Origin of the sequence: Legionella sp. MW5194 (genome assembly GCF_016864235.1) — a bacterium.
GTDB lineage: Bacteria > Pseudomonadota > Gammaproteobacteria > Legionellales > Legionellaceae > Legionella_C.
Map to the genome: position 1 here is coordinate 2,571,171 of NZ_CP045732.1, position 12,869 is coordinate 2,584,039.

Below are 12,869 nucleotides of genomic sequence, written 5' to 3' on the forward strand. Positions count from 1 at the left end.
AAGAGTATACTGGCTCATTTTTAGCGAGGATAACCCATGCGCCCCAGTAATCGCGAAGTCAATCAGTTACGCCCCATCAAAATTACCCGCCAATACACCCAACATGCCGAAGGCTCTGTGCTGGTGGAATTTGGCCAGACCCGCGTACTGTGTACCGCATCCGTCGTCGAAGGCGTGCCCCGTTTTTTAAAAGGTAAAAATCAGGGCTGGATTACTGCCGAATACGGCATGCTGCCCCGCGCAACCCACAGCCGTACCGAACGTGAAGCCAGTAAGGGCCGCCAGGGAGGACGCACCCTGGAAATTCAACGCCTGATTGGCCGCTCGTTAAGGGCCTGCATGGATTTAAAAGTACTTGGCGAAAACACCCTCACCATCGACTGCGATGTAATCCAGGCCGACGGCGGCACGCGCACAGCAGCGATTACCGGCGCCTGCGTCGCCATGAAAGACGCGGTCGATTGGATGGTCGCCCGTGAGAAGCTGCGCAAAATGCCTGCTTTCCATTACATCGCAGCCGTCTCCGTGGGTGTCTACCGCGGTCAGGCCGTGCTCGATCTGGATTATGCGGAAGACGTACTGGCAGAAACCGACATGAACGTGGTCATGAATGAAGCCGGTGAATTCATTGAAATACAAGGCACCGCCGAAGATAAAAGTTTCTCCCGCCAGCAACTCAACGACATGCTGTCTCTGGCCGAAGGTGGAATTTCGCAATTAATCCAGCTTCAAAAGGAAGCCGGTCTTAAGGCCTGACAATCAGGCGGATCCCGAGCCCGGGTCCTTATTTAATAGCCCTCTCTCTATCCCTCTCCCGCCTGCGAGAGAGGGAACACTATTGCGAGCCAGAAAAACTAGAATAAGGTTTTATTAATCGCCACGTCCCGCGCGGTGTGTTTGGCAATCAGGTTATCATGGACAAGCTGAGTCAAATGCTGATCGAGCGTCTGCATGCCCTTGGCCTGCCCTGTCTGGATGGAAGAATACATCTGCGCCACCTTGTCTTCGCGAATCAGGTTGCGGATGGCTGAATTGCAAATCATGATTTCCAGCGCCGCCACCCGGCCTCCTCCCACTTTCTTCAACAGGCTTTGTGCCACCACGGCCATTAGCGACTCAGATAACATCGAGCGAATCATGGATTTTTCTTCGCCAGGGAAGACGTCAATGATCCGGTTGATGGTTTTGGTGGCCGAGTTGGTGTGCAGGGTGCCAAAAACCAGATGTCCGGTTTCTGCCGCGGTCATGGCCAGACGAATGGTTTCCAAATCCCGCAACTCCCCCACCAGAATGATGTCGGGGTCTTCACGCAGGGCTGAACGCAGGGCCGCATTGAAACTGTGGGTATCGCGGTGCACTTCCCGCTGGTTGACCAGGCATTTCTTGCTGTTGTGAACGAATTCGATGGGATCCTCAACCGTCAGGATGTGTTCGTAGCGGCTGGAATTGATGTAATCGATAACCGCCGCGAGGGTGGTACTCTTCCCCGAACCGGTCGGTCCTGTGACCAGCACCAGCCCCTTGGGGTAACTGGCCATTTCGGCAAAGACCGGCGGCAATCCCAAATCTTCCATGCTTAAAATTTTGGAAGGAATGGTCCTGAATACCGCACCGGCACCGCGCGATTGGGTAAACGCATTCACCCTGAAACGGGCAAGGTTGAGGATTTCAAATGAAAAGTCAGTTTCAAGGTGCTCCTCAAATTCCTTGCGCTGCTTGTCATTCATGATGTCATAGATGATTTTAATGACATCCTTATGCTCCAGAGCCGGCACGTTAATGCGCCGCAAATCGCCGTCGACACGAATCATCGGGGGCAATCCTGCTGATAAATGCAGATCCGAGGAATTATTTTTAACTGAAAAGGCTAACAACTCGGCAATGTCCATATCAATCCCTGTCATCACGTTGCTGAATCATACTATTCCATAGAGTAGCTCACTAACCGCCGTCGGGCAATGATTGTCGGGATAAAGCCTCTTTGATATCGTTAGCATCTTACTAATGAATGCAGCGCTTGACGACACCATGACGATTGCCGAACGCCTACACCTTATTCAGCAGCAGATCGCTGACACAGCCAGGGGCTGTCAACGCGACCCGCGGGAAATTCGTATCCTGGCGGTCAGCAAGGGACAGCCGGCCAGTGCAATCCAGGAAGCCTTTGCCGGCGGCGTATGCGACATCGGCGAAAATTACTGGCAGGAAGCCCGCGAGAAACTCAACGCCCTTAAGCATCTGCCGCTGACCTGGCATTACATCGGCCCCCTGCAAAGCAATAAAGCGAAAGACATCGCCCGCCATTTTGACTGGGTTCACAGCGTTGAGAAAGAAAAAATTGCCTGTCTTCTATCACAGGCGCGCCCAACCGACAAGCCGCCACTCAATGTCTGCATCCAGATTAATCTTGACAGCGAAGCCAGCAAATCCGGCATCGAGCCTGCGAAAGCCGCTGGCTTGATTGAACGCATACATCACTTGCCGGGTCTTTGCGTCCGTGGGTTTATGGCCATCCCCAAGCCCCTGGCGAATGAAGAGGAACAGTATGCCAGCTTCCAACGGCTTACCACGCTGCTTCAGGAAACCAATCAACAGCTACACTTGCAGATGGATACCTTATCGATGGGCATGAGCGATGATTTAAAAGCCGCCATACGTGCCGGCAGTACGTTAGTTCGCATTGGCCGGGCCATTTTTGGCGAACGCCCCAAAACAGGAAAGAATGAATGAACATTGCTTTTATTGGTTACGGTAACATGGCACGGGCTTTAATTCAGGGCTTTGAACAGGATAAAACCCTGATAATCCGGGCCGCTTCGCCCTCGCTTAAACCCGGTCAAATCGGTTCACTGTCATGCTATTGCGACAACAAGGCTGCAATAGCCGGCACGGATGTCCTGTTTCTGACGGTGAAACCGGCCAAAATGGCCGATGTGCTCCGCGAAATTGGCCCTTTCATTCCGTCAAAGGCGGTCGTTATTTCCGTGGCCGCGGGCGTCAGTCTTTCGTTTATCCAATCGTTTTGCAACAAAGAACAGGCCATCATCCGCTGCATGCCCAATTTACCGCATGCCGTGAGACTTGGGGCGACGCCGCTGGCAGCGAATGACGCCTTAACTGACGCACAAAAACAGCAGGTCGAAACGCTTTTTCAGAGCGCCGGAATTTACACTTGGGTTGATGAAGCACAGATTGATGCTTATACAGCCATTTCAGGCAGCGGGCCGGCCTATGTCTTTTTATTGATTGAGGCCCTGGTTGCTGCGGCAACGAACCTTGGGATAGAGGAAGCGCAGGCGACTGATTTTGTCTCTCAAACCGTTCAGGGCGCCGCCGTCCTGCTCAAAGATAGTGGTCTTTCGGCAAAGGCGTTGCGAGAAAAAGTCACCTCGCCTGCCGGCACCACGGCAGCGGCCCTTGATGTTCTGCAGGCGCAAGGATTTGCTCCGTTGATTGATTCCGCCGTCAATGCGGCATTTAATCGCGCAAACGCATTGGGTTCTATTGACACTGCCTGAAAAAAGCCAAAAAATGAACGCCATTTTCACGCAGGGCTTTTTCAGGCACTCGCCCTGCCTTAACGTTATTCCCTTTGAGGAGATTGTATGACAGGCCTTGTAACCGTAGGGTATTACCTTGTCAGTCTGTTTTTTTCACTAATCCTGTTACTGTTATGGGCGCGTATTTTTTTACGCTATTTCCGCATCAGCGCCCTGCATCCCATAAGCCAGGGAATCAACGGATTGCTCAATCCAATCATCGGCCCGGTGGAGCGTCTGGTCTACAGAAAGCAGCCAGCCCCCAAACGCTATGACTGGATTACCCTGCTGTTTGTCATTGCGGTGGAATTGATTAAATTTTTTTTGATAGGCCTCATTGTGTATGGCGCCATCATGCCTTTTTCCTATCTGCTCCTTTTCACTGCAGCCGATCTTGTCGTGCAGCCGCTTAATCTGTTGTTTTTTATGGTGCTTATCCGGGCGCTCATGAGCTGGATCAACCCGCAATGGCATCATCCGGCCGGGGAAGTGCTGGCGGTGATGACCAATCCTTTACTGGCGTTGGGACGGAAAATCATCCCTGACATTTCCGGTTTTGATTTCTCGCCCATCATCATCATGATTATCATTAAAGTCATTACCCTGTTCATCAGCGCCTCCATGCCTTTACCGATTCTTTAGGATGAGGCAGTCTCCTCTTTCAATGGGGAGCAGCTATACTTGAAGCAAAGAATACGCTGTTGAGGGCTGCCATGAAACTTGCACTAACGACCATTGGATTACTGCTGTTTTCATTCCAGGGCTTCGCCGCTCAATCGATTTATTGCCCTCAGAAAGCCGGCTACATCAATGTCGGCATGTCCGAGGATCAGGTGCGGGCTGCCTGTGGCGAACCGTTAAGCAAACAGGAATCCAATAATCCCATCATGCAGAAAGTGCAGGTTCAGCAATTGTTTTTTAACAATCAGGGTTCCAGCACCGCCTTTTATGGCGTCTGGTCATTGCCCGTTGGAACAAACAGTGGCGCCCAATTGCAGGTCGATGTGGTCGACAATAAAGTGTACGGTGTGAAATTAAACGGCTCCGACACCAATGCCTTTTCCATCTGCGGCGGGACCAGTATTCAGGTCGGCGATCCCGTGGGAAGGGTCTATGGTTCCTGCGGCAATCCCTCGTTAGTCAACAACACCTACATCAATCAACCCGTGGCCACGGCCCAAAAACCACAGATATGGATTTATCAGCCCGGCCAATATCAACCGCCCATTACCTTGACATTTGTCGACGGCAAATTACAATCCATCGATTAAATTTTATCGGGATAGTATGAATGGCTGAAAGTATTGATGAAATAACCATTGCCTTTGCTGAAGACGGCATCGAGACCACGAAAGAGCTGGGCAAGGAAATTCTTTCCAAAGGAGCATGGACTACCATCCTGTTTCGTTACCAGGACTGGGATAATGCCCAAAAAGCGTATGGACCGGTTAAATATTCCATTCGCCGCTATCAAAAACGCAACAATCAGTATTGGATGAAGTCCAAATTCAATATTTCAAGCAACGAGCAGGCCCGAAAAATCATTGATACCTTAAGTCAATGGCTCGTCGAAGACGACAGCGCCAAAGCCTAAGCTCATCCGGGTTGCGGCAGAGAGCCGCGCCCAACTGACCTCCCCTTACACCAGGACAGCATCACCCGCCGCATTTTGAATAATGATGCAAATTGCTTTATAATTTTTCTCCATCTTATACTCGGTGCCTGGCATGAAACGTCGGTTTACAATTCTTATCTTCTGCTTCATGGCCCTGGCAGGCGTCGTCTATTTCTATTTTAACCCGATGGAAGCCGAACAGCCTGCAGTCGCACGAGTCAAGCCCATTAGCGTGGAAGTTTCTCGCGTTAAAGAAAAGGTGTTTGCTGAAGAATTTGAAACCCTGGGCTCCTTAGCCAGTGTCGATAATATTGACATCAGTTCTGAACTGGCCGGGCAGATTACCGCCATTCATTTCAAACCGGGCACAGAAGTTAAAAAAGGGACGCTGCTCATCCAGCTCGATGATACGGTTCTTAAAAGCGAACTGGCGACTGCAAAAGCCAATCTTGAACTGAGCGAAACCAATTACAAACGAACCACCGAACTCGCCAGGCGCGGACTGGCCTCCGAACAAGCCCAGGATCAGGTTCTTGCTGACTTAAAAGACAAGCAAAACCGCGTCAAGGTGAAAGAGGCACAATTGGCAAAATTCCGTTTGAAAGCCCCCTTTTCAGGCACCCTGGGCTCCAGAAAAGTCAGTGTCGGTCAATATGTGAATGTGGGACAACCCCTCGTTCGTCTCATTGCCAACCAACAGCTGCGCATTGAATACAGCCTGCCCGAACGCTTTTTAACCCGCTTGAAATTAGGACAACAGGTGCGTGTTTTTTCTGAAGCCTTCCCTAAACACAGTTTTAAGGGAGTCGTTAACTACATTGCACCCGCCATTGACAAAGAAACCCGTACCATTGCTGTCGAAGCCTTGATTGACAACGACAGACAACTCCTGTCAGCCGGCCTTTTCGTCCGTGTCAGCCATCAGTTAGGCCAGGAGAAAAAACGTCTTTTTGTACCGGAAGAAAGCCTTATCCCCACCATTAACGGCCAACGCGTTTTTGTCCTTCGTGAAGGCAGGGCAGTTGCCCTTCGCGTACAAACCGGCGCTCATTACAAGGCGCTCACCGAAATTAACAGCGGTTTAAACCCTGATGATGTCGTCATTATTCGCGGACAACACAAGCTTAAAGAAGGAAGTCGCGTGGTCGCTGTTGCCCATGGTGCCCCGTGACGTTTCCCGAGCGCTGCATCAGGCGCCCTGTTTTTACCATTGTCCTGACTTTATTGCTGGTTATTACCGGTTTATTGCATTTTAAGCAATTACCTGTCCGTCATTTGCCCAACATTGACAAACCGTTGGTGACAATCATGACCACGTTTGATGGGGCAAGTCCGGATCTGATTGAAAAGGAAATCACCATTCCTGTTGAGAATGTTCTCACCAGTGTGCCAGGGGTTGATCTCCTGCGTTCAACCAGCCTGCTCAGCAAAAGCCGCGTCAATGTCGAATTTCAATTGGGTGTGGACATTAATGAGGCCGTGAATGAAATCCGTAATAAAATGTCGGCGCTTCAGCCTCGTCTCCCCTTGGGCAGTGACGCGCCAACAGTCAGCAAAAACGATGATGACGCCAACCCGGTGGTGGTTATTGCTTTTCATGATCCTAATAAAAACGCGCTGGAATTGACCGATTACATTACCCGTAATATCAAGCCGCAATTGCAGGAAATTCAGGGTGTGGGCGAGGTGGTTTATCACGGCGCGCGCGATTACGCCGTAAAAATCGCACTGGATCCGGTCAAAATGGCTGCTCGCGGGATTACTGTGGCGGATATTAAAAAGACGCTGACTCAACAGAGCATCGATGTGCCAAGTGGTCAAATTAAAAGCAAAAATCGCTATTACACGGTGGTCACCCATGCTCGAATTCAAAACGTCAAACATTTTGCCGATCTGGTGATTGCCAAACGCAACAACCAGCTGATTCGTCTGGGTGAAGTGGCTATTGTCAAGGTAGGCAGCGAGACGGAAGATAACCTGCTTCGGGTTAATGGTAAACCCGCCGTGGGTTTAGCCATTCTCGCGCAATCCACCGCCAACCCGGTCGACGTGGCGAAAGCCGTTCATCAGGAGCTTAAGCGCTTGCGGCCAACCTTGCCTGTCGGATTTCAAGCCGACGTTATTTTTGATTCCACCCATTTTATTAAAGAATCAATCCATCAGGTGTATAAAACCTTCATCGAAGCTGCTCTGTTTGTCGGTTTTGTCGTGTTTTTATTTCTAGGCTCCCTAAGGGCTTCGCTCATTCCCATCATTACTATCCCCATCTGCCTTGTCTGCACCTTCTGGCCCATGTACTGGCTGGGATTTGAATTAAATTCACTGACCTTACTGGCCATGGTATTGGCCATTGGCCTGGTCGTCGATGATGCCATTGTCATTCTTGAAAATTGCCACCGCCATATGGAAGCCGGGCTGACAGCGATGCAGGCCGCCATTCAGGGCAGCAATGAAATTTTGTTTGCCGTCATCGCCATGACCCTGACCTTGGGTGCCGTTTATGCGCCCATGGGTTTTGTTTCCGGATTTACCGGGAAATTATTCTTGCAATTCGGCTTCACCCTGGCTCTGACCGTGATTTACTCAGGCATTATTGCCTTAAGTCTCTCTCCGATGATGTGCTCAAGGCTCATGAAAAAAGGGAATTCCGCCTACCAGAAATGGCTGGATAACCAGTTCGCACGCCTTGGCAACACGTATCGGCGCAACCTGAAAAACACCTTGCAAAAACCCCTTGTTCTGATTTTGTCATTACTGGTTTTAGCCGGCGCCGGGACATTGTCTTATCAAAGGCTTGGGGCAGAAATTGCACCGGTTGAAGATCAGGCTTATATTATCGGGCCCGTCAGTTCGCCAACCAATTCCAGTACCTCCTACACCGATTATTATACCCGCGAGCTGGAAGCCATTTATGAATCCATTCCCGAAAAGGTGGCTTACATGGTTTCCATTAAACCTGCCTCTGCCTTTACGCTGCTGAAATTGGCCCCCTGGAATAAGCGTTCTCGCTCGCAAAAGGAAATCAGTCAGGATTTAAGCGATAAAATGCAGAAAATCCCCGGCATTAATGTTTTCCCTGTCAGTCCCAATCCCTTAGGCCATCGCAGCAGCGGCAACAGTCAGTTTAGTCTGGCTTTAGTCAGCAACACCTCGTATTTACGTCTCAATGAAGTCAGTTCGGGTTTGGTTAAACGCTTGTCCCACCATCCCTTGCTGCGCCATGTAAAAAATAATCTGGCATTGGACAGCGAGCAGGTGGATATCACCATTAATCGCCAGTTGGCCGCTGACCTGGAAGTGAATCTTGCTGATATCGCCGAATTACTTTCGACCATGCTTGGCGGTAACAACCCCGTTAATTTTAATTACGATGGCCAGGCTTATAAGGTGATTCTGCAATTGCAGCAGGCTCAGCGCAGTGACATTGCCATCCTGAATAAACTCTATGTGCAGAGCGGGCGTGGTCGCATGATCCCGTTATCTACCCTGGTTGAGGTCAGCAACAGCATCGGTCCTGACAGCCTGCCGCACTTAAATCGACAGCGCTCTGCCATCATCACGGCCGAACTGACGCCCAACGCCCATGTCAGCACGGTTGTCTCAACGGTGGAACATTTACTTAAAGAGTACCTCCCTGACGATATCCAATATCATTTTACCGGTGCCATTAAAGATTACCTCGAATCCACAGGAAGCAGTCTCTCGGCCTTTTTGCTGGCGCTTATGTTCATTTATCTGGTATTGGCTGCGCAATTTGAAAGCTTTACCGACCCCTTAATCGTCTTGTTGAGCGTTCCCCTGTCACTGGCCGGTGCGGCCCTGATTCTTTTCCTCTGCGGTGAAAGTCTGTCGATTTACACCAACATCGGCATGGTGACCCTGATAGGCCTTGTCACCAAACATGGCATCATGATCACTGAATTTGCCAATCAGCAACTGCAACAGGGCCAGGATAAATTAACCGCGGTGTTAACCAGTGCCGAAGCCCGCTTACGTCCTATCCTGATGACCACCATGGCCATGCTGCTCGGCGCTCTGCCTTTGGCTCTGGCATTTGGCGCCGGTGCTGAAAGCCGGCGTCAATTGGGGATTGTCATTCTGGGCGGCATGAGCGTGGGTACGTTTTTCTCTCTGTATGTCGTTCCCTTTGCCTACTGTTTGTTGTCACAACGCCAACCGGCGGAGACTGCAGGCGCGGTGAAAGTCCATCATCAACCGATTATTAAAGAAACTGAAGCCGCAAAATATAAAGCCTAGTGCACACCCATGGATGCCCGCCTTACGCGGGCATGACAGGGTATTCGGATGGCTCAGGTGGTAAGAAAAGTTCAGTGCCTGCTCATGGATGCCCGCCTTGCGCGGGCATGACAGGGTATTTGGATAGCTGAGCGGATTAGAAAAGTTTAGTGCCTTGGCTCATGGATGCCCGCCTTGCGCGGGCATGACAGGGTATTTGGATAGCTGAGTGGATTAGAAAAGTTAGTGCCCTGCTCATGGATGCCCGCCTTACGCGGGCATGACAGGGTATTCGGGATGAGCATCTGTATTTAGAAATAGCAACCCACACCGTCGAAACCAATGACCTCGCAGCGTTTGAAGGATGATTTATCCAACTGATAACGGGTTTTACCATACACAGCCACAATCTGTTCGCCATTCTGCTCTACTCTGGGCAATTGGTAATTACCTTCGTCCTGGCAGGCAGCTTCCAGTTGTTGCCAGTGAGCTTTTGCGGTGGTTAACGTTTTTTGTTGAGCCTGCAAAGCACCTCCGGCACAGGAAACCAATCCGAGGTTTTGTCCAGCGGGGGCTGTAAAGACCACATCGTAGTTGGCTAATGCGGCTTTTATAGCCTGATGCGCGTCCAGGATACCGTGGCCGCAAGGCTTTTTGCCGACACACGACTTGTTGGCATCGCGGCTTTCGCCAAAGGCATGGGTGGTGGTAAAGAGAAGCTGTTCGACCTGCTCGGGCGTAATGTCGCTGTTTTTAACTGCATAAATCAACGCAGCAATACCCGCTGCATGCGGAGAAGCCATGCTGGTGCCTTGATAGAAATCAAATCCCGAACCCTGATAGCCGCCACCAGGATTCACCGTTGACAGAATGGAGCCCGTCTTGCCATAACGTGCGTCCCCGCCCGGCGCTGCGTAGGTGATGCCCGGTCCGTAATTGGAATAATAGGCACGCAAACCTTCAGGTCCGGTTGAGGCAACCTTCATGGTGTGATTACACACCGCCGGCGCATTGTAATGCTCCCAACGGTTGTCATTGCCTGCGGCGGCTGCAACCACAGCCCCTTGTTTGCGGGCGAAAGCCAGGGCTTCCTGCAAGGCTTCATCGCAGTGGTCGATCTCTTTGCCAGGTCCCTCATCCACGCCAAAGCTCATATTCAATACTTTGGCAGGGTAAGGATTATGCGGTACGCCAGGCACATCACCACCAACTGACCAATAGATGGCATTCACCACCTGGCTTTCATAAAACATACCACTGGCATCCGGTATTTTCACAGGCAGTACTTTAAGATGAACACCGATGCCGTTCATGACCTCACCGTAAGCAGCTATTGTCCCTGCGACATGCGTACCATGGTAAGAACGCGTTTCATCGCGTACATCACGGTTGTTGCCGGCGAAATTCCATCCCCACACCCCACCACCCTCGTCTTTGGTGAGGTTATCCACCAGGCTGGGATTTAAAGCCACCCCGGTATCTAAAACAGCAACCACAACGGGGAAATGCGCCTCGCCCGTCGTATAGGCCCAGGCACCGTCGCGTTTGCCCGCGGCTGATTCCAGCATGACCCCGGCGGGGGCTGAAAACTCATCCCATTGCAGCTCATGGGATAATGGAATGTAGTCGCTGTCAGTCGACTGGTTCATGGGTTTAAAATGGCCAACCCGGTCTTTGACGGCATATTGGATCTCGGGATTGTGGCGAAGTGTCGCCAATACCCAATCCGTTGCATCACCCTGAGAGAGGGCCTGTTTTAGTTCACTTGCGGGGATGGACAACACATAAGCACCATTCGCCATAGGTGTTAAGGTTTTTACAGGCACATGCAATTGCTGGGTCAACTGCTTTTGGAGACTGGTCAACACCATGGGGTGTTTGTATTTAATAATGACCCGCACATCATGAGTTTCGGGTAAAGCACATGCCCCTTGAGCCAGCGCCAGCAGGGTGCATCCAATAAGTCCTGTTTGATACCGCATTTGTCCATCTCCTTGCGTCAATAAGGTGTTCAGTATGCAGGAGTTTGTTTTTGACAACAAGAGCATTAATTACGTGGTATCCGGTTAAATAACGGAGGTGTATCCAGGCAGGAGGAACTCCCTTCAGACATCGCCAAAGGGAGAAGAAATGAATTAATACCGGTAATGATCGGGCTTGTACGGACCATCCACAGCGACACCGATGTAATCGGCCTGCTCACGGGTCAATTGCGTTAATTTAGCACCAATGCGGTCCAGGTGCAGGCGAGCAACTTTTTCATCCAGGTGTTTAGGTAACACGTACACCTGATGCTCGTAATGGTCACTGTGCTGAAATAATTCAATTTGAGCTAAAACCTGATTGGTGAATGACGTGGACATGACAAAACTGGGGTGTCCAGTCGCACAGCCTAAATTAACGAGACGGCCTTCTGCCAGAATGATCAGCCGTTTGCCATCTGGAAAAATGACATGGTCCACCTGCGGTTTTATATTCTCCCAGCGGTATTGGCGCAGGCTTTGTATGTCAATTTCGGAATCAAAATGACCAATATTACAAACAATGGCCTGATTGCGCATGCGCAACAGATGGTCATGGGTCACCACGTGGTAATTGCCTGTGGCACTGACAACGATATCGACTTCGTGAGCGACATCATCCAGAGTAACCACTCGATACCCTTCCATGGCCGCCTGCAGTGCGCAGATGGGGTCAATTTCACTGATATAGACAGTCGCCCCCTGCCCTTTCAAGGCTTGTGCACACCCCTTGCCCACATCCCCGTAACCTAAGATAATGGCGACTTTGCCGGCAATCATGACATCCGTGGCACGCTTTAATCCATCCAGCAGGGATTCACGGCAGCCGTATAGATTGTCGAATTTTGACTTGGTCACCGCATTATTGACATTGATGGCCGGAATTTTGAGCTGATGCTGTTTAGCCATTTCGTAAAGACGGGCCACCCCGGTTGTGGTTTCCTCCGAAACGCCTCGCACATTTTTTAACAGTTCGGGGTATTTTTCATGCATCACCTGGGTCAAATCGCCACCGTCATCCAGCAGGAGGTTCGGTTCCCAGCCATCAGGCCCGCGGATGGTTTGCTCCACGCACCACCAGTATTCTTCTTCCGTTTCTCCCTTCCAGGCAAAGACCGGAACGCCGCTCGCCGCAATGGCCGCAGCCGCCTGATCCTGGGTGGAAAAGATATTACAGGAGGACCATCGTACCTCTGCACCCAAAGCAATCAGGGTTTCGATTAACACGGCGGTCTGAATGGTCATGTGCAGGCAGCCGGCAATCCGTGCTCCCTTAAGCGGTTGGGTTTTGCCAAATTCCTGACGTAAGGCCATCAAACCCGGCATTTCGGTTTCCGCTATGGCGATTTCTTTGCGGCCCCAGGCGGCTAAGGAAATATCAGCCACTTTAAAATCCTGACCAACACGAGGCCTACTCAATGCATCGATGTGTTTCATATGATTATCCTTTCTCACGAC

General features: G+C 50.9%; 11 protein-coding genes. 8 read left to right on the top strand and 3 right to left on the bottom strand.

The window, feature by feature from the left end; genetic code table 11:
• The first annotated feature begins 36 nt into the window (after positions 1-36).
• Positions 37-756 carry a ribonuclease PH gene (gene rph / locus GH742_RS11840; protein ID WP_203455136.1) on the top strand — a complete coding sequence of 240 codons (720 nt, stop codon included), beginning with the start codon at positions 37-39 and terminating at the stop codon, positions 754-756.
• Between the two features lie 98 nt (positions 757-854).
• Here rph and GH742_RS11845 read toward each other — a convergent pair whose 3' ends face one another.
• Complete coding sequence (locus GH742_RS11845; RefSeq protein WP_058531040.1) at positions 855-1,889, bottom strand: type IV pilus twitching motility protein PilT; 1,035 nt, start codon at positions 1,887-1,889, stop codon at positions 855-857.
• Between the two features lie 139 nt (positions 1,890-2,028).
• On the opposite strand from GH742_RS11845, the gene GH742_RS11850 reads away from it, so the two are divergent.
• The 7 genes from GH742_RS11850 (at position 2,029) to GH742_RS11880 (ending at position 9,411) form a co-directional block, all read left to right on the top strand.
• Positions 2,029-2,730 (top strand): YggS family pyridoxal phosphate-dependent enzyme, encoded by a 702-nt coding sequence (locus GH742_RS11850; protein ID WP_203456934.1) that lies wholly within the window; start codon positions 2,029-2,031, stop codon positions 2,728-2,730.
• Positions 2,727-3,518: a pyrroline-5-carboxylate reductase gene (proC, locus tag GH742_RS11855; RefSeq protein WP_203455137.1), complete on the top strand. Its 792-nt coding sequence runs from the start codon at positions 2,727-2,729 to the stop codon at positions 3,516-3,518. The genes GH742_RS11850 and proC overlap by 4 nt, the downstream gene beginning before the upstream one ends.
• 87 nt (positions 3,519-3,605) lie before the next feature.
• On the top strand, positions 3,606-4,181 hold the full coding sequence (locus tag GH742_RS11860) for a YggT family protein (RefSeq protein WP_203455138.1): 576 nt from the start codon (positions 3,606-3,608) through the stop codon (positions 4,179-4,181).
• Positions 4,182-4,252: 71 nt separating this feature from the next.
• The gene (locus GH742_RS11865; protein WP_203455139.1) at positions 4,253-4,810 is read left to right on the top strand and encodes a DUF2845 domain-containing protein; all 558 of its coding nucleotides are present in this window, start codon (positions 4,253-4,255) and stop codon (positions 4,808-4,810) included.
• A 20-nt stretch (positions 4,811-4,830) separates the two neighbouring features.
• A complete protein-coding gene (locus GH742_RS11870) occupies positions 4,831-5,133 on the top strand; it encodes a hypothetical protein (RefSeq protein ID WP_203455140.1) in 303 nt (100 codons plus the stop codon).
• 133 nt (positions 5,134-5,266) lie between these two features.
• Positions 5,267-6,325: an efflux RND transporter periplasmic adaptor subunit gene (locus GH742_RS11875; RefSeq protein ID WP_203455141.1), complete on the top strand. Its 1,059-nt coding sequence runs from the start codon at positions 5,267-5,269 to the stop codon at positions 6,323-6,325.
• Positions 6,322-9,411 (top strand): efflux RND transporter permease subunit, encoded by a 3,090-nt coding sequence (locus tag GH742_RS11880; RefSeq protein ID WP_203455142.1) that lies wholly within the window; start codon positions 6,322-6,324, stop codon positions 9,409-9,411. Before GH742_RS11875 ends, GH742_RS11880 begins: the two co-directional genes overlap by 4 nt.
• Before the next feature lie 290 nt (positions 9,412-9,701).
• Here the strand turns inward: GH742_RS11880 and GH742_RS11885 are convergent, their stop codons facing one another.
• Together GH742_RS11885 and ahcY are read right to left on the bottom strand one after the other, a co-directional pair.
• Complete coding sequence (locus GH742_RS11885) at positions 9,702-11,372, bottom strand: S8 family serine peptidase (protein ID WP_203455143.1); 1,671 nt, start codon at positions 11,370-11,372, stop codon at positions 9,702-9,704.
• 153 nt (positions 11,373-11,525) lie between these two features.
• Positions 11,526-12,848 (bottom strand): adenosylhomocysteinase, encoded by a 1,323-nt coding sequence (gene ahcY / locus GH742_RS11890; RefSeq protein ID WP_203455144.1) that lies wholly within the window; start codon positions 12,846-12,848, stop codon positions 11,526-11,528.
• Between the last annotated feature and the right edge of the window lie 21 nt (positions 12,849-12,869).